Origin of the sequence: Micromonospora sp. WMMD1128 (assembly GCF_027497235.1) — a bacterium.
In the GTDB taxonomy this organism is placed as follows: Bacteria; Actinomycetota; Actinomycetes; order Mycobacteriales; family Micromonosporaceae; genus Micromonospora.
The window spans coordinates 3,891,237-3,910,601 of record NZ_CP114902.1 but is presented as its reverse complement, the minus strand read 5'-3'; the positions used below and the strand labels follow the sequence as shown (position 1 = coordinate 3,910,601).

16 protein-coding genes are annotated in these 19,365 nt (G+C 74.7%); 15 read left to right on the top strand and 1 reads right to left on the bottom strand.

Annotated elements, in window-relative coordinates:
• The first annotated feature begins 2 nt into the window (after positions 1-2).
• Genes O7602_RS17380 through O7602_RS17350 form a run of 7 tightly spaced genes read left to right on the top strand, consistent with a single transcriptional unit; the run spans position 3 to position 10,268 of the window.
• Positions 3-1,661 (top strand): nitroreductase family protein, encoded by a 1,659-nt coding sequence (locus tag O7602_RS17380; protein ID WP_281583687.1) that lies wholly within the window; start codon positions 3-5, stop codon positions 1,659-1,661.
• A complete protein-coding gene (locus O7602_RS17375) occupies positions 1,658-4,426 on the top strand; it encodes a lantibiotic dehydratase (RefSeq protein WP_281583686.1) in 2,769 nt (922 codons plus the stop codon). Before O7602_RS17380 ends, O7602_RS17375 begins: the two co-directional genes overlap by 4 nt.
• Positions 4,423-5,493: a lantibiotic dehydratase C-terminal domain-containing protein gene (locus O7602_RS17370; protein ID WP_281583685.1), complete on the top strand. Its 1,071-nt coding sequence runs from the start codon at positions 4,423-4,425 to the stop codon at positions 5,491-5,493. Before O7602_RS17375 ends, O7602_RS17370 begins: the two co-directional genes overlap by 4 nt.
• The gene (locus tag O7602_RS17365) at positions 5,490-6,674 is read left to right on the top strand and encodes a M50 family metallopeptidase (RefSeq protein ID WP_281583684.1); all 1,185 of its coding nucleotides are present in this window, start codon (positions 5,490-5,492) and stop codon (positions 6,672-6,674) included. Before O7602_RS17370 ends, O7602_RS17365 begins: the two co-directional genes overlap by 4 nt.
• Before the next feature lie 2 nt (positions 6,675-6,676).
• Complete coding sequence (locus tag O7602_RS17360) at positions 6,677-7,588, top strand: ABC transporter ATP-binding protein (protein ID WP_281583683.1); 912 nt, start codon at positions 6,677-6,679, stop codon at positions 7,586-7,588.
• Positions 7,585-8,340, top strand: a complete 756-nt coding sequence (locus tag O7602_RS17355; protein WP_281583682.1) for an ABC transporter permease — start codon at positions 7,585-7,587, stop codon at positions 8,338-8,340. Before O7602_RS17360 ends, O7602_RS17355 begins: the two co-directional genes overlap by 4 nt.
• Positions 8,337-10,268 carry a TOMM precursor leader peptide-binding protein gene (locus tag O7602_RS17350; protein ID WP_281583681.1) on the top strand — a complete coding sequence of 644 codons (1,932 nt, stop codon included), beginning with the start codon at positions 8,337-8,339 and terminating at the stop codon, positions 10,266-10,268. Before O7602_RS17355 ends, O7602_RS17350 begins: the two co-directional genes overlap by 4 nt.
• 78 nt (positions 10,269-10,346) lie before the next feature.
• Here O7602_RS17350 and O7602_RS17345 read toward each other — a convergent pair whose 3' ends face one another.
• Positions 10,347-10,523, bottom strand: coding sequence for a thiazolylpeptide-type bacteriocin (locus O7602_RS17345; RefSeq protein WP_073827725.1), 177 nt, complete (start codon positions 10,521-10,523; stop codon positions 10,347-10,349).
• Between the two features lie 148 nt (positions 10,524-10,671).
• Between O7602_RS17345 and O7602_RS17340 the strand changes: the two genes are divergently transcribed.
• The 8 genes from O7602_RS17340 (at position 10,672) to argH (ending at position 19,292) form a co-directional block, all read left to right on the top strand.
• On the top strand, positions 10,672-11,955 hold the full coding sequence (locus O7602_RS17340; protein ID WP_281583680.1) for an amidohydrolase: 1,284 nt from the start codon (positions 10,672-10,674) through the stop codon (positions 11,953-11,955).
• Between the two features lie 90 nt (positions 11,956-12,045).
• Positions 12,046-13,047, top strand: a complete 1,002-nt coding sequence (gene argC, locus O7602_RS17335) for an N-acetyl-gamma-glutamyl-phosphate reductase (RefSeq protein ID WP_281583679.1) — start codon at positions 12,046-12,048, stop codon at positions 13,045-13,047.
• Complete coding sequence (gene argJ, locus O7602_RS17330) at positions 13,044-14,216, top strand: bifunctional glutamate N-acetyltransferase/amino-acid acetyltransferase ArgJ (protein ID WP_281583678.1); 1,173 nt, start codon at positions 13,044-13,046, stop codon at positions 14,214-14,216. Before argC ends, argJ begins: the two co-directional genes overlap by 4 nt.
• Positions 14,216-15,097: an acetylglutamate kinase gene (gene argB / locus O7602_RS17325; RefSeq protein ID WP_281590364.1), complete on the top strand. Its 882-nt coding sequence runs from the start codon at positions 14,216-14,218 to the stop codon at positions 15,095-15,097. The genes argJ and argB overlap by 1 nt, the downstream gene beginning before the upstream one ends.
• Positions 15,094-16,329: an acetylornithine transaminase gene (locus O7602_RS17320; RefSeq protein WP_281583677.1), complete on the top strand. Its 1,236-nt coding sequence runs from the start codon at positions 15,094-15,096 to the stop codon at positions 16,327-16,329. Before argB ends, O7602_RS17320 begins: the two co-directional genes overlap by 4 nt.
• Complete coding sequence (argF, locus tag O7602_RS17315; RefSeq protein WP_281583676.1) at positions 16,326-17,252, top strand: ornithine carbamoyltransferase; 927 nt, start codon at positions 16,326-16,328, stop codon at positions 17,250-17,252. Before O7602_RS17320 ends, argF begins: the two co-directional genes overlap by 4 nt.
• The gene (locus O7602_RS17310) at positions 17,249-17,764 is read left to right on the top strand and encodes an arginine repressor (protein ID WP_281583675.1); all 516 of its coding nucleotides are present in this window, start codon (positions 17,249-17,251) and stop codon (positions 17,762-17,764) included. Before argF ends, O7602_RS17310 begins: the two co-directional genes overlap by 4 nt.
• 64 nt (positions 17,765-17,828) lie before the next feature.
• Positions 17,829-19,292: an argininosuccinate lyase gene (gene argH / locus O7602_RS17305; protein ID WP_281590362.1), complete on the top strand. Its 1,464-nt coding sequence runs from the start codon at positions 17,829-17,831 to the stop codon at positions 19,290-19,292.
• Positions 19,293-19,365: the final 73 nt, after the last annotated feature.

Genomic DNA, 19,365 nt, shown 5'->3' with positions numbered 1-19,365 from the left:
CCATGACGTCTGAAACCGCCGGCTACGCCCACGCGTACGCCACGGCGATCCTGCGCCGCGGCCGGGAGCCCATGCCCCCGGCCGACTTCACCCCGAACTGGGGGGACGCCCCCCGCCGGGGCAAGTACTACCCGGACGCGGTCGCCTTCCCGCTGCCGGATCCGCCGCCGGTGGACGTCGCGCTTGACACGGCGCTGCGCCGGGGCGACGACGCCGACGAGCCGTTCACCACCGGACTGCTCGGCGGCATGCTGCGTGACTCCTACGGACTGCTCGGCCGGCGGCTGGGCGTCCAGGCCAACACCGACCTGGCCGCACTTCCCTCGTACGCGCACGCCAACTGGCACCGGGGCACCGCCTCCGGCGGCGGTCTCTATCCGTGCAGCGTCTACTGGATCGCCGGGCCGGGTGCGGGGGTCCTCCCGGGCGTCTACTACTACGCCCACGCCCGGCAGGCCATGCAGCGGCTGCTGGCCGGCGACGTCACCGGCCGGCTCAACGCGGCCCTCGGCCGGCCGGAACCGGCCACCCAGTTCCTGGTGATCGGCGTCAAGTTCTGGCAGAACGCCTTCAAGTACAACAACTTCTCCTACCACGCGGTGTCGATGGACGTGGGCACCCTGCTGCAGACCTGGCGGTTGTGGGCCGGCGGCCAGGGCCGGCGGATCCGGCCGGTCCTCTGGTTCGACCAGGCCGCCGTCGCCGACCTGCTCGGCCTCGACCCGGACGCCGAGGCGCTCTTCGCCGTCGTGCCCCTCACCTGGGCGGACGCAGACCGCACCGGGCCCGTCGACGGGACGCCGCCGGACCGTGCCATGGCCGCCGCCGGGACGCCGCCGGACCACGTCGGGCCCGTCGACGCGACGCCGCCGGGCCCGGTCCGGGTCCGGCACGCCGACCGGGACCGCTCCCGTACCCGACTCGAATTCGACCTCCTGCGGCGGATCAACCGCAGCACCGCCGCCGCGGTGCGCCGACCGCCGGTCGGCGCGCTCGCCGGCGCCGGCGCGCACCCGGCGCCCAGCCGCGCCGGGCGCATACCGTTGCCGCCCGCCGCGCCGATGGACATGCCCGTCGGTACGGCCCTGGCGCGCCGCCGCAGCAGCTTCGGGCGGTTCCTGGCCCGCCGACCGATCACCGCCGGACAGCTCGCCGCGCTCCTGCGCGCGACCGCCGCGACCCGGGTGCCGAGCGAGATCGACGGCCCGTCGGACCGGCCGCTGGCCAAGCTCTACGCGTTCGTCAACCACGTCGACGGCGTGCCCGCCCGCGGCTACGAGTACGACCCGGTCGACCACGCCCTGATCCCGGCCACCGCCGGGCCGCCGGGTGAGTTCCTGCAACGCAACTACTTCCTGGCCAACTACAACCTGGAGCAGGCCGCGGTCGTCCTGGTGCCCACCGTCCGCACGCACGCGGTGCTCGACGCCACCGGCGACCGTGGCTACAACCTGGTCAACGCCACCGTCGGGGCGATCTCCCAGACCTTCTACACGGCGGCTGCCGCGCTGCGCCTGGGGGCCGGGGTGGCGTTGGGCTTCGACAGCGTCTCCTACGTGGAGGAACTGGCGCTCGCCGACACCGGCGAGTTCCCGCTGCTGATCATGTTGGCCGGGCACGACCGGCCGCAGCTCGGCGACTACCGCTACGAGCTGTCATGACGGCGACCGTACCCGCGCCGAGCGCGCCGCCGGCCGCCTCGACCGGCGGTTGGCGGACGGGCGACTGGTTCACCGCCCGGATCGCCGGGCTGCCGCTGTCCACGGTCGACGGGCTGCGGTGCCCGCGCGCGACCGACTGGGCCGAGGCGGTGCTCGCGCTGCGGGGGCGGCTCGCCGCCGACGGGGTCCGGGCCGGCGACCTGCTGCACGACCTGATCGGGGGGAACGAGGACGAGGACGCCCGGCGGCGGCTGCTGGCCCTGCGCCGGCAGATCCACAACAACGTGCTGCCCGCCGACCCGGAGCCGGCGCTCGCCGAGGCCGAGCGGATCCGGCCGTCGTCCGGGCCGGAGCTGCGGCGGTGGCTGGCCGCGCGGACCCGGCTGGCCCGGCTGGAGGACGAGGGCGCCGCCGTGTTCGCCGCCGAGATCGCCCGGTCCCGCCGGCGACTGTGGGAGCTGGCCGACGAGCCCCGGCTGCGCGGTGGGCTCCAGCTCGCCTCACCCACCCTCGACCAGCAGCTCGCCGTCGGCGTCCGGCCGGATCCGGACCGGCCGGCGAACAAGCGCGTTCGTCGGGTCGAGCGTTCACTGCTGTCCTACCTCTACCGCACCGCCTGCAAGACCAGCCCGTTCAGCACGTTCACCGGCGTCGCCCTCGGCCGGTTCGACGACGACACGGAGAGCCTCGGCGTGGCCGTCGGGCAGCGGTGGCAGCGGTACGTCCGGCTCAATGTCGTGCTTGTCAGCCGGATCGCCGACCTGATCAGCGCCGACCCGGTGCGGCGCGGCGACCTGCCGGTGGCGCTGAGCCCGGGCTGGCGACGCGACGCCGAGCGGATCCGCTACGTGCGACACTGGGTGACCGCCGGCGACGACCGCGCCGCGGTCAGCTTCGACTCGGTGCGGGACGGGCTGTTCTTCCTCCGCCGCAGCGGCGTCCTCGACGAGCTGACCGCGCTGTTGCGGGAGCGCGGGACGATCCGCGGGGCCGAACTGGTGGACCGGCTGTGCGAGCGGACCGGGGCGGACCGCGGCGACGGGCAGGCGTACCTGTCCACCCTGCTGCGGCTCGGCATGCTGCGCCTGCCCGGGTTGGACGTCGACGTGCACCGCCCCGACCCGGTCCGGGCGCTGGCCGGCGCGCTGTCCGACCTGGACCGCCCGTGGGCGGTCCGGACCGCCCACGACCTGACCGCGATCGCCGAGCTGGTTGACGCCTACCGGGACGGGGACCTGGCCCGGCGCCGGGCGGTGGCGGACGAGCTGCGGGCTGCGGTACGGGCGGCCATGACGGCCCTCGGCGAACCGGAGCCGGCGCTGCCGCAGACCCTGCTCTACGAGGACAGCCGGATCGACGGCGACCCCGTCCCGGTGAGCGCGCCCGCCTGGCGGCGGCTGACCTGCGGCGACCCGGCCGGCGGTAGTGACCTGGCCGGCGGGGGCGGGCTGGCCGCGGTGGAGCGGGTGCTGCCCGCCTTCGACCAGAACCTGCCGCACCGGATCATGTTCCACGGCTTCTTCCTGGCCCGCTTCGGCGTCGGCGGCCGGTGCGACGACCTGCTGCGCCTGGTCGAGGACTTCCACGACGACCTCTACGACCAGTACTCCTCCTATGTCGCCGGGCGCCCGGCGTTCGCCGAGGACGGCAGCTACACGCCGGAGGAGAACTGGCTGGGCCGGCCCGAGATGACCGCGCTGGACACGGCCCGGCAGACCTTCGCCGACCGGTTGCGGCGGCTGGCCGAGGCGGACGCCGGGCAGGACGAGCTGCGGCTGCCGGAGGCGATCTTCGACGAGGTGGGCGACCTGCTCGGCGGCATCACCGGCGGGTTCCGCCCGCAGGGGCACTTCGTGCAGGTGGCGCTGCGCGAGCCGGAGCCGCTGCTGGTGCTCAACCAGTCCTTCGGCGGGCTGTCCTTCCCGTTCAGCCGGTTCACCCACTGTTTCTCCGGGGACACGCCGAGCCTCGCCGAACGGCTGCGCGAGCAGGCCCGGGCGGTCGCCCCGCCGGACGCGGTCTTCGCCGAGCTGACCGGCGGCGCGGCCACCACCAACCTGAACCTGCACGACCGGCTCACCGACCACGTCATCGTCTGCCCGGGGGAGACCAGCGACGTCGCGCCCCGGCGGCAGCTCACCCTCGACGACCTGCACCTGGTGCACGACCCGGACACCGACCGGGTGGTGCTGCGCTCGACCCGCCTCGACCGCGAGGTGATCCCCGTCTACCTCGGCTACCTGGTGCCGATGGCGCTGCCGCAGATCCCGCGTACCCTGCTGCTGCTCTCGCCGGCGTCGATGGTGCGTCTGGACCCGTGGCGTGGCGTGCCCGCCGGGCCCGCGGTCGACGGGGTGACGACCCGGCCCCGGCTGCGCGTCGGCGACGTGGTGCTCAGCCGCCGGAGCTGGTCGGCGCACGCCGGCGACCTGCCGGACACCGACGACCCGAGCGCCGACGCCGACGCCTTCCTGCGCTGGCGCCGGTGGCGGGCCGAGCACGACGTGCCGACGCGGGTCTTCGCCACCGTCTATCCGGCCGCCGCGGGCCGGGCCGGGGCCAACCCGAAACCGCAGTACGTCGACTTCGACAGTCCGCTGTCGCTCCAGGCGCTGCGGGCCTCGCTCGGCGCTCCCGACGACCGGATCGTGCTGCGCGAGATGCTGCCGGCCGCCGACGAGTTGGCGGCCCGCGGCGAACACGGCGGCCACGTCTGCGAGCTGGCCGTGGAAACCTTCCGCACCGAACCTGGGGGGACCCGATGACCGTGCCAGCCGCCGTACCCACCGACACCGGCGGCGCCGCCGACCCGCGCGGCAGTTGGCTGGCGCTGCACGTGTTCTACGCCGCCAACCCGCAGCCGCTGCTCGTGGAGTGTGTGGCGCCGCTGATCCGCGAGCTCACCGAGCGGGACCTGCTCGCCGGACACTTCTTCATCAACTACTGGCTGGAGGGGCCGCACGTGCGGCTGCGGCTGCGCCCCCGTACCCCGTCGGACGAGCCGGAGGTCCGGGCACGGGCCGAGGCGGCGATCGGCCGGTTCCTCGCCACCCGCCCCGCGCTGTACGCGATGGGCACCGGCTACCTGCGCGAGCTGTACGACATCCTGTTCGCCCTGGAGTTCCCGGCCGGGCGGCCGGCGGAGCTCGTCGACGCGAACGGGCAGATGCTGTTGCAGCCCAACAACTCGGTCAGTTACCGGCCCTACGAGCCGGAGTACGGCAAGTACGGCGGGCCGGACGGGATCGAGGTCGCCGAGTGGCACTTCCGGCACTCCAGCGACCTCGTGCTGCGGGCCGTCGCGTCGATGAACCTGCACCTGCGACCGGTGCTGCTGGGCACCGCCGCCCAGCTGATGACGGTGCTGGCCGGGACGTTCCTGCCCGACCGGGCGGAGCTTGTCGACTTCCTCGACCGCTACCACCACTTCTGGCACCGCGCGTTCGCCGGCACGGAGCTGATCGGCGCCGAGGAGTACCGGCGGATGTACGACGGGGTCGCGCCGGAGCTGGGGCCACGTGTCGAACGGATCCTCGACCTGGTGGCGCGCGGGGAGGTCCAACGGCTGCCCGGGTTCCTGCGCGGCTGGGCCGAGCACGCCGTCGAACTGCGGGAGCGGGTGCTCGGGCTGGCCGCGTCCGGCCGGCTGACCCTGCGGTCGTGGGGCGACGGCGGGGACCGGGTGGTCACCGACCCGGGTGAGGCGCTCGCCGCGCTGCTCTCGCCGTACCTGCACATGACGAACAACCGGCTGCACGCCACTATCCGGGACGAGGCTTACCTGTCGTACCTGCTCGCCCGGGTGCTGCGGGAGCTGGCGGTGGCGGCATGACCGGTCCGGCCCTGCTCGGCAAGCGTCCCCGGCTCCGCGACGACCTGCTCTTCTCCCGGCCCCTGCACCGCGGACCCGCCACCGTGCACCTGGTCAAGGACCGCCGCAGCGGCCGGGCGTTCGAGCTGTCCGGCAAGGAACGGTTCCTGGTCGGCCGGCTCGACGGGGTCCGGTCGCTGGGCGAGGTCGGCGCGGAGTACGCCGCCGCGTACGGCCGCCGGCTCGGCGACGACCACTGGGTGCGGCTGCTGTGGCTGCTGCACGAGCGGGGCCTGCTCGTCGGCGGGTCCGGCGCGCCGCCGGTGGTCCCGGCGACGCGGCACGACTCGGTCGACAGGTGGGCCCGGCGGCTGCGGCATGTGCTGCGGCCCGCTCCGGTCGCCGTGCTGGGCGTGCTGGTGGCCGCCCTGCTGGCGGCCGTCGCGTGGCACGCCGGCCCGCTCTGGCAGGAGGCCCGCCCGGCGTTCACCGACCCGCTCAGCCTGCTCCTGCTCGGGCTGCTCGCCTGGGCGGGCGCGGCCACGCACGAGTTCGCCCACGCGCTGGCGGCGGTCCGCCTCGGCGCGACCGTCGAGCGGATCAACCTGGTCACGCTCACCTGCCGGATCGAGGACTACGCCTACCTGGCGAGGCGGCGGGACCAGGTGCTGATCGCCGCCGCCGGCGGGTTGGCCAACGGCCTGGTGCTGCTGCTCGTCGGCGCCGCGCTCGCCGCACTGCCGGGCGCCTTCGCCGGCCGGCTGTTCAGCGCGTACGTGCTTGTCGCCGCCGCGCAGACCCTGGTCAACTTCGTCCCGGTCCCACCGTTGGACGGCTACAAGATCGTCAGCCACCTGCTCGACACACTGGACCTGGCGCCGGAGAGCCGCCGCTACCTCCGCACCGCCCTGGTCCGGTGGCCCCGCCGCGGCGGCGTGCGATACCCGGGGCCGGTCGCGATCCGCCTCGGCCTGTACGGCGTCTGGTGGGTTTTCGTCGCGGTCGGGACCGCCGCCGGCGTGGTCTACTTCGTCGGCGCGCTCCTGGCGCCCGCACTGGGCGCGCTCGGCCATGTCCTGCCCGCCGCGGTCGTCGGCCTGACGCTCGCCGGCTGGTCGGCCCGGCCCCGACGGGCTCGACCCTCGGATCGGTCGTCCCCGCCGCACCAGCAGCACATCGAAGCCCACCAGCGAAAGGTATGACCATGTCAGCCACCGACGATCCGGCCATCGAGCTGGACTCCGTGAGCAAGTCGTACGGCGAGGTGAGAGCGGTGGACGACGTCTCCGTCTCGATCGGCCGGGGTGAGTTCTTCGGCATGCTCGGACCCAACGGCGCGGGCAAGACGACTCTCATCGAGATGATCGAGGGCCTGCGGTCCCCGGACACCGGCGTCGTCCGGGTGCTGGGCATGTCGCCGACGCCACGCAACCTCGACCTGCTGCCGCTGATCGGCGTGCAGACCCAGCGGTCCGCGTTCTTCACCCGGTTGACCGCCCGCGAGCACCTGGTGACCGTCGCCGCGCTCTACGGCCTGCCCGCCTCCGCCGCCGACCGGACGTTGAAGCTGGTCGGGCTGACCGGTTCGGCCGACGTCCGGGTCACGAACGTCTCCGGTGGACAGCGCCAGCGCCTCGCCATCGCCTCGGCGATCGTGCACGACCCGCAGGTGATCTTCCTGGACGAGCCGACCGCCGCCCTGGATCCGCAGGCCCGCCGCGATCTGGGGCAACTGCTGCGCGAGTTGAAGGCGGCCGGCAAGACCATCGTCTACACCACCCATCACCTCGACGAGGCGCAGGGGCTGTGCGACCGGGTCGCCATCCTCGCCGACGGGCGTGTCCTGGCCCTCGACAGCCCCCGGGAGCTGATCGCGCGATCCGGCGTCGGCACCCGCCTCGTCGTGCCCGCCGGCCGGCTGAGCCCCGAGCAGGCCGGCCGGCTCGACGGCGTCGACGGGATCGACGTCGAGGACGGCGCGATCGTCCTGCGTACCGCCCACACGGCCCGGGTGCTGGCCGCCCTCGGGGCGGACGGCGGCCTCGACGAGGTGGAGACCCGCCCGGCCACCCTGGAAGACGTCTACCTGCAACTGATGGGAGCGCCGCAGGCATGAGCGCATACACCGCACTGGCCCGCGCCAGTTACAAGGCAAGCGTCCGGGACGCCACGACGCTCTTCTTCACGTTCGCGTTCCCGCTCGTCTTCCTGGTCATCTTCGGGCTGATCTTCCGCAACCAGGAGGTCGCCGAGACCGGCCACGGCTACATCGACTTCATCGCGCCGGGCGTGCTGTCGTGGGGCCTGGCCAGCGCCGCGCTGTTCGGGGTTTCGTTCACGCTGATGCAGTGGCGCCACGACGACCTGCTGCGCATCATCCGGCTCGCGCCGACGAGCATCTGGTCCGTGGTCGGCTCCCGCTACGCGGTCGCGCTCGCCATCGGCGTCGCGCAGAGCCTGCTCTTCGTCGGCGTCGCCATGCTGCCCTTCCTCGGCATGCGTCCCGACTCGAAGTGGCCGCTGTCCCTGCCGATGATGCTGCTGGCGGTGACCACGTTCCTGGCGTTGGGCCTGATCGTCGGCTCGCGGGCGGACACCGCCGAGGCGGTCGCCGCGATCGCCAACTGCATCGTGGTGCCGATGGCCTTCCTCTCCGGGTCGTTCTATCCGCTGGAGCTGATGCCCGGGTGGCTGCAGGGCATCTCCCGGGCGCTGCCGCTGCGCTACGTCAACGACGGCATGGCGTACGCCTTCACCGGCTTCGGCACGATGACCGACTATCTGGTGGCGTGCGCCGCGCTCGTCGGCTTCGCGGTCGTGTTCGCGGTCGTCGGCGTGCGTACCTTCCGGTGGAGCCGCGACTCATGACCGGCACCGCGGCGGCGGCGCCCCCGGCCCCGCTGTCCGCCGCCGCGGCCCGGCTCGACGAGCACCTGTCCCGGAGCTGGACGGCACGGCCGGTGGGCCCGGCGCCCCGGGTGGTCACGCTCGGCGCCGCCGACGTGCTCGCCGGCACGCCGCCGCGCCGCCGGGACGCCACCGTGCACCTGAGCGCGGACGCGGTCCTCGTCGGCCCGGTCCCCGGCGGCGCGCCGGGGGCCGCGTGCGGGCGCTGCCTGGCGATCAGGTGGCAGCGGCTGCGCGGTCGCAGCGAACGCGACGCGCTGGAGACCGGCGGGCCGACGACCGCGGTCGGGCCGTGGCCTCCGATGACCGCCTACCAGCTCGACGCCGTCTGGGAGCTGTACCGGGCGGTGTACGCCCCGGCGCCCCGACCCGCGCCGCCGACCTGGGACGAGCCCAGCCGGCGGCTCGCCCGGGTCAGCCGCCTGGAACTGGACACGCTGCGGGTGCGGACCCACCCGGTGCTGGCCGAGCCGCGCTGCCCGGCGTGCTCGGTGGCGCGCCCCGACTCGCCCGCCGAGGTGCCGGAGATCGACCTGCCGGCGCCGAAGCCGGCCCCGGACACGTACCGGCTGCGCGCACCGGGGGACTATCCGTTGCCGCGGGCGGCTCTGGTCAACCCGGTCTGCGGCGCGCTCGGGGCCGGCACCCGGCTCACCATCACCTCGCCCACCACCGCCCCGGTCACCGGCAGCGTCTTCATCCGGGGGTACGGCGGGCTGCTCGACGTCTCCTGGAGCGGCCAGTCCACCGGCTACGACGCCAGCCACGCGCTGGCGTACCTGGAGGGGTTGGAGCGGCACGCGGGCACCCACCGGCGACGCAACCTCGTGCCCGTCGTCGCCGCGTACGCGGACGTGGCCGACCACGCGTTGGATCCGGACGGGTGCGGCAGCTACCCGGACGAGGTGTACGACCGGGACCCGATCCTGCGCCGGTTCGACCCGGACCGGCCGATCCCGTGGGTGTGGGGGCGGAACCTGCACACCGGCCGGCCGGTGCTGGTGCCCCGGCGGCTCTGCTTCTACAGCTCCCCGGCGGCCGACGACACCTTCGTGCTCTCGTCCTCGAGCGGCTGCGCCACCGGCAGTTGCCTGGTCGAGGCCGCCCTGTTCGGGTTGCTGGAGCTGATCGAGCGGGACGCCTTCCTGCTCGCCTGGTACGGCAACCTGACGCTGCCCCGGATCGACCTGGCGAGCTGTTCGCCGGCGGTGCGGGCGATGGCCGACCGGGCCGAGTTGCAGGGGTACGCGCTGCACGCCTTCGACAACCGGATCGACCTCGACGTGCCAGTGGTCACCAGCCTGGCGGTCCGCCACGACGGCGGTCCGGGGCTGCTCTCCTTCGCCGCCGCCGCGCACGTCGATCCGGAGCAGGCGGTGGCCGGCGCGGTCGCCGAGGCGCTCACCTACATCCCGCACCAACCGACAATGGTGCGTCGCCGGCGCGCGGAGTTGGAGCGGATGGCCGACGACTACCACCTGGTCCGCCGGCTGCCGGACCACTCGGCCCTCTTCGGTCTGCCCCGGATGGCCCGGCACGCCGCGACCTACCTGCACGATGGGTCGGCGCGGGACGTCGGGCAGGTCTTCGGCGACCCCCGCGCGGCCGGCGGCCGGGATCTTCTCGACGACCTGCGTGGGGTCCTGGACACGCTGCGGCGGCGCGGGCATCAGGCGGTCCTGGTCGACCAGACCAGCCCGGAGCAGGAGGCGGCCGGGCTGCGGTCGGTGTGTGTGGTGGTGCCGGGCCTGCTGCCGATCGACTTCGGCTGGTTGCGCCAGCGGGCGTTGTACCTGCCGCGCCTGCGTACCGCCCCGCACGCGGCGGGGCTGACCGGCGCCGCGCTCACCGACGCCGACCTACGCCGCGTCCCCCACCCGTTCCCCTGAGCCGACCGCCGACCGCCCGGGCCGGACACACGCACGTCGGGCCGCCCGGTGGGCGGCCCGACGTGGTGACCGATCAGCTCAGGCCGAGCAGCTGGTGGTCGAGGTGGTGCTGCTGCACGTCGAGGTGGTGCCCGACGAGGAGCACGAGGCCAGGATCGCCTCGGAGGCGTCGGCGTAGTCGGAGATCGCGAAGGTCTCGGACTCCAGCTCGAGGATTTCCTCGGCGAGGGCGTTCAGGTCGGTCTCGGGCGCCATGGTGACTCCAAACGGTCGTGTCCGGCCGGTTCCTCCGGCCCGGGACAAGCAGACCGCACGGCTCTCACCGATCGCCGTCGTCCGGACCACCAGGTCGCTGTCACCGGATGTGAGCGGGGTGACAGCGGCAGGCGGTTGGCTTACCGCCATGGCGTCACCCGGTCCGCCCGTCACCGCCCGCGTCCCGGGCCCGTCCCCGGAGCCGGACGTCCTGGCCCGGGCCGGCTCGCTCTACCGCGACCTGCACGCCCATCCGGAGTTGTCGGGGACGGAGGAGCGCACCGCCGCGCGGTTCGCGTCCGCGCTGCGGGAGATCGGCTGCGAGGTCACGACCGGCATCGGCGGGCACGGCGTGGTCGGCGTCCTGGCCAACGGGGCCGGGCCGGCGGTGATGCTCCGCGCCGAGCTCGACGCGCTGCCGGTCGCCGAGCGGACCGGGCTGCCGTACGCGAGCACCGCGACCGCCCTCGACGGCGCGGGGCGCCGGACCCCTGTCATGCACGCCTGCGGGCACGATCTGCACCTGGCCGCGGCGGTGGGCGCGACGGCTCACCTGGCCCGGCGGCGGGACGGGTGGCGGGGGACGCTGCTCGTGCTCGGGCAGCCCGCCGAGGAGACGCTCAGCGGCGCCGCCGCGCTCGTCGCGGACGGCCTGCACGAGCGGTTCGGTCGCCCCGACCTGCTGCTGGCGCAGCACGCCGCGCCCCTGCCCGCCGGCATGGTGGCGCACGGGGCCGGCCCGATGACGGCCGGCTGCGTCACGCTGGAGGTGACCGTGACCGGGCGCGGTGGGCACGCCGCCACCCCGCACCTGTGTGTCGACCCGGTGGTGCTCGCCGCCACCATCGTGGTTCAGTTGCAGACCGTCGTGGCCCGGCAGGTCGGGCCGGCGGAGCAGGTGTCGCTGACCGTGGGTTCCCTGCGGGCGGGTCACCACCCGGGGGTGATCCCGGAGGACGCCACCCTGGGCGTCACGATCCGGGCGTTGTCCGACCGGACGCTCGACGACGTGCTGGCCCGGGTGACCCGGGTCGTCCGGGCCTGCTGCGAGGCCGCGGGCAGCCCGGTGGAGCCGGTGCTGCGGGTCGTCTCGCGTACCCCGGCCTATCAGGGCGATCCGGCGGTGGCCGCGCGGTTGCGCGCCGCGCACGAGCGGGCGTTCGGCGCCGAGCGGGTGGCCTGGTGGCCGCCGTCGCTGGCGGCCGAGGACTTTCCGCTGCTGGCCGCCGGTGGGATTCCCAGCGGGTACTGGATGCTCGGCGTCGTCGGCCCGCGCCAGTGGCGGTCGGCGCCCGGTGCGAGCGCCGCCGAGAAGCTCGCCGGCCTGCCGGCCAACCACAGCCCGTCGTTCGCACCCGATGCCGGGTTGGCGCTGCCGGCCGGCGTGGCGGCGCTCGCCGCCGGGGCGCTCACGGCGCTCGCGCCGGAGTGAGCGACCGAAGCATCATGCGGTGCACCGTATAACCTTGCATGATCACCGCCTGCGCTGCTAAAGTTACCGCATATTCATGCGGAGGTTAGTATGGGCATTCGAGTAGCGGTGGCCGGGGCGAGCGGGTACGCCGGTGGCGAACTGCTGCGCCTGCTCGCCGGCCACCCCGAGTTCGAGCTGGTCGCCGCCACCGCGCACAGCCAGGCCGGCCAGCCCGTCGCCGCCGTACACCCGCAGCTCGCCGGCCTGGACCTGGTGCTCGGGGCGACCGACCCGGCGGCGCTCGCCGACGCGGACCTGGTCTTCCTGGCCCTGCCGCACGGCCAGTCGGCGGCCCTCGCCGCGGCCCTCCCCGACACCGTCAAGGTGGTCGACCTCGGCGCCGACCACCGGCTGCACGACGCGGACGCCTGGTCCCGCTACTACGGCGGCGCGCACGCCGGCGCCTGGGCCTACGGGCTGCCCGAGCTACCCGGCGCGCGTGGCGGGATCGCGGCGGCCCGGCGGGTGGCCAACACCGGCTGCTACGCGGTCGCGACCACGCTGGCGCTGGCCCCGCTGATCGCCGCCGGCGCGGTACGCCCCGACGACGTGGTGGTGGTCGCCGCCTCCGGCACCTCCGGCGCCGGCCGGGCCGCCAAGGCGCACCTGCTCGGCAGCGAGGTGATGGGCGACCTGTCCCCCTACAAGGTGGGCGCGCACCAGCACGTGCCCGAGATCAAGCAGGCCACCGGCGCGACCGGGCTGTCGTTCACGCCGGTGCTCGCCCCCATGCCCCGGGGCATCCTGGCCACCGTCACCGCGCTGCCGACCGGCGACGCCGACCCGCGCGCGGTGCTGGCCGCCGCCTACGCCGACGAGCCCTTCGTGCACCTGCTGCCCGACGGGTCGTGGCCGCACACCGCCGCCACCGCCGGCTCGAACGCCTGCCACCTCCAGACGACCGTGGACGTCGACTCGGGGCGGGTGATCGTGGTCAGCGCCATCGACAACCTGGGCAAGGGCGCGGCCGGTCAGGCCGTGCAGAACGCCAACCTGATGGCCGGCCTCCCCGAGACCACCGGCCTGTCCGTCTTCGGAGTCGCCCCATGACCGTCACCGCTCCCCGTGGATTCCGCGCCGCCGGCGTCGCCGCCGGCCTCAAGCCCTCCGGCGCCGCCGACGTCGCCCTGGTCGTCAACGACGGCCCGGACGCCGGTGTCGCCGGCGTCTTCACCGCCAACCGGGTGAAGGCCGCCCCGGTGCTCTGGACCCAGCGTGTCGTGCACGGCGGCGTGGTCCGCGCCGTGGTGCTCAACTCCGGCGGCGCGAACGCCTGCACCGGCCCGGCCGGCTTCCAGGACACCCACGCCACCGCCGAGCACACCGCCGCCGCGCTCACCGCCGGCAGCGCCCGGCTGATCGTCGGCGCCGGCGAGGTCGCGGTCTGCTCCACCGGCCTGATCGGCGAGCGGCTGCCGATGCCGAAACTGCTACCCGGCGTACGCGACGCGGTGCGCGGCCTGTCCCGCGACGGCGGGCTGCCGGCCGCCGAGGCGATCATGACCACGGACACCCGGCCCAAGACCACCGTGACGCGCGGCGGTGGCTGGACCGTCGGCGGGATGGCGAAGGGCGCCGGGATGCTGGCGCCCGCCATGGCCACCATGCTCTGCGTGCTCACCACCGACGCGGTGGCCGGGCCGGACGCGCTCGACGCCGCGCTACGGGCCGCCACCCGGGTCACCTTCGACCGGATCGACTCCGACGGGTGCATGTCCACGAACGACACCGTGCTGCTGCTGGCCAGCGGCGCCTCCGGCATCGAGCCGACCGCGGCCGAGCTGGCCGCCGCGGTCACCGCCGCCTGCCACGACCTGACCCAGCAGCTCCTCTCCGACGCGGAGGGGGCGACCAAGCAGATCGCGATCGACGTGGTCGGCGCGGCGAGCGAGGACGACGCCGTCGAGGTGGGCCGCGCGGTCGCCCGCAACAACCTGGTCAAGACCGCGTTGTTCGGCAACGACCCGAACTGGGGCCGGATCCTCGCCGCCGTCGGCACCACCGCCGCCGCGTTCGAGCCGGACGAGGTCGACGTCGCGGTCAACGGCATCTGGGTGTGCCGGGGCGGCGCCGCCGCCGAGGACCGCGCCAAGGTGGACCTCACCGGCCGTGACGTCACCATCCGGATCGACCTGCACGCCGGTGGCGAGGCCGCGACCATCTGGACCAACGACCTGTCGCACGGGTACGTGCACGAGAACTCGGCGTACTCGTCATGATGAGTGACGACCTCACCCGGGCCCAGGCCAAGGCCGCGACGCTCATCGAGGCGCTGCCCTGGCTGGCCCGCTTCGCCGGCGCCACCGTCGTGATCAAGTACGGCGGCAACGCGATGGTCGACCCCGAGCTGCGGCGGGCCTTCGCCGCGGACATGGTCTTCCTCCGGTACGCCGGCCTGAAGCCGGTCGTGGTGCACGGCGGCGGCCCGCAGATCTCCGCCATGCTCGGCCGGCTCGGCATCGCCAGCGAGTTCCGGGGCGGCCTGCGGGTCACCACCCCGGAGGCGATGGACGTGGTCCGGATGGTCCTCGTCGGTCAGGTCGGCCGGGAACTGGTCGGGCTGGTCAACGCGCACGGCCCGTTCGCGGTCGGCCTCTCCGGGGAGGACGCCGGGCTGTTCACCGCGGTGCGCCGCCCGGCGTACGTGGACGGGCAGCCGGTCGACGTGGGTCAGGTCGGCGACGTGGAGTCGGTGGACGTCTCGGCGGTCACCGACCTGATCGCGGCCGGCCGGATCCCGGTCATCTCCACCGTCGCGCCGGACGTCGACGGGGTGCTGCACAACCTCAACGCGGACACCGCCGCCGCCGCGCTCGCGGTCGCCCTGGACGCGCGCAAGCTGGTCGTGCTCACCGACGTGCCGGGTCTCTACGCCGACTGGCCGGACACGTCCAGCCTGGTCAGCGAGATCACCGCGGACGACCTGGCGAAGCTGCTGCCGTCCCTGGAGTCGGGGATGGTCCCGAAGATGGAGGCGTGCCTGCGGGCGGTGCGGCAGGGCGTGCCCGCCGCGCACGTCGTCGACGGCCGGGTCGCCCACTCCACGCTGCTCGAAGTGTTCACGTCGGAAGGGTTCGGAACGATGGTGATCGGCTCATGAGCCTGCTGCGGCGCTGGAACGCCACCATGATGGACAACTACGGCACGCCGCCGCTGGCGCTCGTCGCCGGCCGCGGCGCCGTCGTGGTGGACGAGGCCGGCCGGGAGTACGTCGACCTGCTCGGCGGCATCGCCGTCAACGTGCTCGGCCACGCCCACCCGGCGGTGGTGGCCGCCGTGTCGAAACAGGTCGCCACGCTCGGGCACGTGTCGAACCTGTTCGTCGCCGAGCCGCCGGTGGCCCTCGCCGAGCTGCTGCTGGCCCTGGCCGGCCGCCCCGGCCGGGTCTTCCTCGCCAACTCCGGCGCGGAGGCCAACGAGGCCGCGTTCAAGCTCTCCCGGCTGACCGGGCGACGGCACGTGGTGGCCACCCACGGCGGCTTCCACGGCCGGACCATGGGCGCGCTGGCGCTCACCGGCCAGCCGGCCAAGGCCGACCCGTTCCGCCCGCTACCAGGCGACGTCACCCACGTGCCGTTCGGCGACGCGGACGCGCTCGCCGACGCGGTCACCGACGACACCGCCATGGTGATCGTGGAGCCGATCCAGGGCGAGAACGGCGTGGTGGTCCCGCCGCCCGGCTACCTCACCGCGGCCCGCCGGATCACCGCCGCGCACGGCGCGCTGCTGGTGCTCGACGAGGTGCAGACCGGCGTCGGGCGCACCGGGCACTGGTTCGCCCACCAGGCCGAGGGCGTCGAACCGGACGTGGTGACGCTCGCCAAGGGGCTCGGCGGCGGCCTGCCGCTCGGCGCCTGCCTGGCCTTCGGCCCGGCCGCCGACCTGCTCACCCCGGGCTCGCACGGCACCACGTTCGGCGGCAACCCGGTGAGCTGCGCCGCCGCGCTCGCGGTGATCGCCACGATCGCCAACGAGGGCCTGCTCGACCACGTCAAGCGGGTCGGCGAGCGGCTGCGACGCGGCGTCGAGGCGCTCGGGCACCCGCTGGTGCGCGAGGTGCGCGGCGCCGGCCTCCTGCTCGGCCTCGCGCTCGACCGGCCGGTGGCCGGCCCGGTGGCGACCGCGCTGCGGGAGGCCGGCTTCCTGGTCAACCCGGTGCAGCCCGACGTGATCCGGCTCGCCCCGCCGCTGATCCTCACCCCGGCGCAGGCCGACGCGTTCCTCGCCGCGCTTCCCACCGCCCTCGACGCCGCGCTCGGCGGACCGGCCATGCCCGCCGGAGCCGCCGCGCCGGCGCCCACCCCCTCGACCCGCACGGAGGCCCCCGCATGACCCGCCACTTCCTGCGCGACGACGACCTCACCCCGGCCGAGCAGGCCGCCGTGCTCGACCTCGCCGCCCGGATGAAGGCCGACCGGTACGGACACACGCCGCTCGCCGGGCCGAGGTCGGTGGCGGTGCTGTTCGACAAGCAGAGCCTGCGCACCCGGATCTCGTTCGACGCCGGCATCGCCGAGCTGGGCGGGCACCCGCTCGTGGTGGACACCCAGGTCACCCACTTCGGCCGCGGGGAGAGCCTCGGCGACGCCGGCCGGGTGCTGTCCCGCTACGTGGCCGCGATCGTGCTGCGCACCCACGGCGACGACCGGATCGCCGAGGTGGCCGCGCACGCCACCGTGCCCGTGGTCAACGCGCTCACCGACACCTACCACCCCTGCCAGTTGCTGGCCGACCTGCTCACCGTCCGGGAGCGGTTCGGGGACACCGCCGGGCGGATCCTCGCCTACGTCGGCGACGCGGCGAACAACATGGCCCACTCGTACCTCCTGGCCGGCGCGACCGCCGGGATGCACGTCCGGATCGCCGGACCGGCCGGCTTCGCGCCGGACCCGGCGATCGTGGCCCGCGCGGCGAAGATCGCCGCCGGCACCGGCGGTTCCGTCGACGTGGGCACCGACCCGGTCGAGGCGGTACGCGGCGCGCACGTGGTCGCCACCGACACCTGGACGTCGATGGGCCAGGAGGACGACGGGCTGGACCGGATCACCCCGTTCCGGCCCTACCAGGTCAGCGACGCCCTGCTCGACCACGCCGCGGCCGACGTGATCGTGCTGCACTGCCTGCCCGCCCACCGGGGCGAGGAGATCACCGGCGAGGTGCTCGACGGCCCGCGCAGCGCCGTGTTCGACCAGGCGGAGAATCGCCTGCACGCCCAGAAGGCGCTGCTGACGTTTCTCCTGGAGGCATCCACATGACCGCTCCGCTGACCCGCGCCGCGCGGCACGGCCGCATCGTCGAGCTGATCCGCGACGGCGACATCCACTCGCAGACCGAGTTGGCCGACCTGCTCGCCGCCGACGGCATCCAGGTCACCCAGGCCACCCTCTCCCGTGACCTCAAGGAGTTGGGGGCGGTGACCGCGCGCGGCGGCGACGGGCGCGGCGTCTACCTGATCCCCGAGGACGGCCGCCGGCCGCTGCGGGACGCCGAGGGGGCGCCGGCCCGGCTGGTCCGGCTGCTGCGCGAACTGCTCAACGGCGTCGACTCCAGCGGCAACATCGCCGTGCTGCGCACCCCGCCGGGCGCGGCCCACTACCTGGCCAGCGCGCTCGACCGGGCGGGCCTGTCGGAGATCGTCGGCACCATCGCCGGCGACGACACCATCCTCGTGGTGGCCCGCGAGGCCGACGGCGGCGCCGCGCTCGGCGACCGCCTCGCCGGGTGGGCCCGCCGGGAGGAACACATCGAAGGGAACACCACAGCATGACCGAGCGGGTCGACGGCGTCGGACGGTACGCCCGGTGGCAGGAGGTGCGGCCGTGACCACCACAATGGGTGGGGTGGACGACAAGAGCCTGACCGAGAACAGCGCCGCCACCAACCGGACGAGCCTCTGGGGAGGCCGGTTCGCCGGCGGTCCCGCCGAGGCGCTCGCGCGGCTGTCGGTGAGCGTCCAGTTCGACTGGCGCCTCGCCCCGTACGATATCGCCGGCTCCCGGGCGCACGCCCGGGTCCTCGCCGGCGCCGGCCTGCTCGACCCGGACGAACTCGGGCGGATGCTGGCCGCGCTGGACGACCTGGAGGCCGCCTGCGCCTCCGGGGCGTTCCGTCCCACCATCGACGACGAGGACGTGCACACCGCCCTGGAGCGCGGCCTGCTGGAACGCCTGGGCAGCCTCGGCGGCAAGCTGCGCGCCGGCCGCTCCCGCAACGACCAGGTCGCCACCGACCTGCGGCTCTATCTGCGCGACCACGCCCGCGGGGTGGCCGCCCGGCTGGTCGAGCTGGCCGAGGCGCTCGTCGAGCAGGCGGAGCGGCACGTGGACACCGCCGCGCCGGGCATGACCCACCTGCAACACGCCCAGCCGGTGACGTTCGGGCACTGGCTGCTCGCCCACGTGCAGCCGCTGCTGCGCGACCTGGAGCGGCTGCGCGACTGGGACGAGCGGACCGCGATCAGCCCGCTCGGCGCCGGCGCGCTGGCCGGCTCGGGGCTGCCGCTGGACCCGGTGGCGGTCGCCAAGGAGCTGGGCTTCCGCACCTCGTTCGCCAACTCGATGGACGCGGTGGCCGACCGAGACTTCGTGGCCGAGTTCCTCTTCGTCACCGCGATGACCGGCGTGCACCTGTCCCGCCTCGGCGAGGAGGTGGTTCTCTGGACGTCGCAGGAGTTCGGCTGGGTCGAGCTCGACGACTCGTTCGCCACCGGCTCGTCGATTATGCCGCAGAAGAAGAACGCGGACATCGCCGAGCTGGCCCGCGGCAAGTCCGGCCGGCTGGTCGGCGGCCTGATGAGCGTGCTCACCATGCTCAAGGGCCTGCCGATGACCTACGACCGGGACATGCAGGAGGACAAGGAGCCGGCGTTCGACGCGGTCGACACGCTTGAGCTGCTGCTCCCCGCGCTGGCCGGGATGATCTCCACGATGACGGTCCGGGTGGACCGGCTCGCGGCCACCGCCCCGTCGGGCTTCTCCCTCGCCACCGAGGTCGCCGACTGGCTGGTCCGCCGGCACGTGCCGTTCCGCGACGCACACGAGATCACCGGCAAGCTGGTGGCGCTCTGCGCGGCCCGGGAGTGCGAGCTGGACGAGGTCTCCGACGCCGACTTGGCCGCGGTGAGCGAGCACCTGGACCCGTCGGTGCGCGACGTGCTGTCGGTGCGCTCGGCCCTGGCCGCGCGCATCACCCCCGGCTCCACCGGCCCCGGGCCGGTCGCCGACCAGCTCGCCGCCGCCGCGGACAAGCTGGCCGGTTGGCGGGACTGGGCCGCCGAGCAGGTCGTTCCCCGTTGAGTACACCGTGTCCGGGGCGGGTGCCCGCCGCCCGCCCCGGACAAGCTTCGTACGCGCTCAGGTGACAGTCGTC

Coding starts and splice junctions, on each gene's coding strand:
- argB (WP_281590364.1), top strand. CDS start 14,216: ATGAGTGACGACCTCACCCGGGCCCAGGCCAAGGCCGCGACGCTCATC.
- O7602_RS17355 (WP_281583682.1), top strand. CDS start 7,585: ATGAGCGCATACACCGCACTGGCCCGCGCCAGTTACAAGGCAAGCGTC.
- O7602_RS17360 (WP_281583683.1), top strand. CDS start 6,677: ATGTCAGCCACCGACGATCCGGCCATCGAGCTGGACTCCGTGAGCAAG.
- O7602_RS17320 (WP_281583677.1), top strand. CDS start 15,094: ATGAGCCTGCTGCGGCGCTGGAACGCCACCATGATGGACAACTACGGC.
- O7602_RS17345 (WP_073827725.1), bottom strand. CDS start 10,523: ATGGCGCCCGAGACCGACCTGAACGCCCTCGCCGAGGAAATCCTCGAG.
- argC (WP_281583679.1), top strand. CDS start 12,046: ATGGGCATTCGAGTAGCGGTGGCCGGGGCGAGCGGGTACGCCGGTGGC.
- O7602_RS17375 (WP_281583686.1), top strand. CDS start 1,658: ATGACGGCGACCGTACCCGCGCCGAGCGCGCCGCCGGCCGCCTCGACC.
- O7602_RS17310 (WP_281583675.1), top strand. CDS start 17,249: ATGACCGCTCCGCTGACCCGCGCCGCGCGGCACGGCCGCATCGTCGAG.
- O7602_RS17350 (WP_281583681.1), top strand. CDS start 8,337: ATGACCGGCACCGCGGCGGCGGCGCCCCCGGCCCCGCTGTCCGCCGCC.
- O7602_RS17380 (WP_281583687.1), top strand. CDS start 3: ATGACGTCTGAAACCGCCGGCTACGCCCACGCGTACGCCACGGCGATC.
- argJ (WP_281583678.1), top strand. CDS start 13,044: ATGACCGTCACCGCTCCCCGTGGATTCCGCGCCGCCGGCGTCGCCGCC.
- O7602_RS17365 (WP_281583684.1), top strand. CDS start 5,490: ATGACCGGTCCGGCCCTGCTCGGCAAGCGTCCCCGGCTCCGCGACGAC.
- argF (WP_281583676.1), top strand. CDS start 16,326: ATGACCCGCCACTTCCTGCGCGACGACGACCTCACCCCGGCCGAGCAG.
- argH (WP_281590362.1), top strand. CDS start 17,829: ATGGGTGGGGTGGACGACAAGAGCCTGACCGAGAACAGCGCCGCCACC.
- O7602_RS17370 (WP_281583685.1), top strand. CDS start 4,423: ATGACCGTGCCAGCCGCCGTACCCACCGACACCGGCGGCGCCGCCGAC.
- O7602_RS17340 (WP_281583680.1), top strand. CDS start 10,672: ATGGCGTCACCCGGTCCGCCCGTCACCGCCCGCGTCCCGGGCCCGTCC.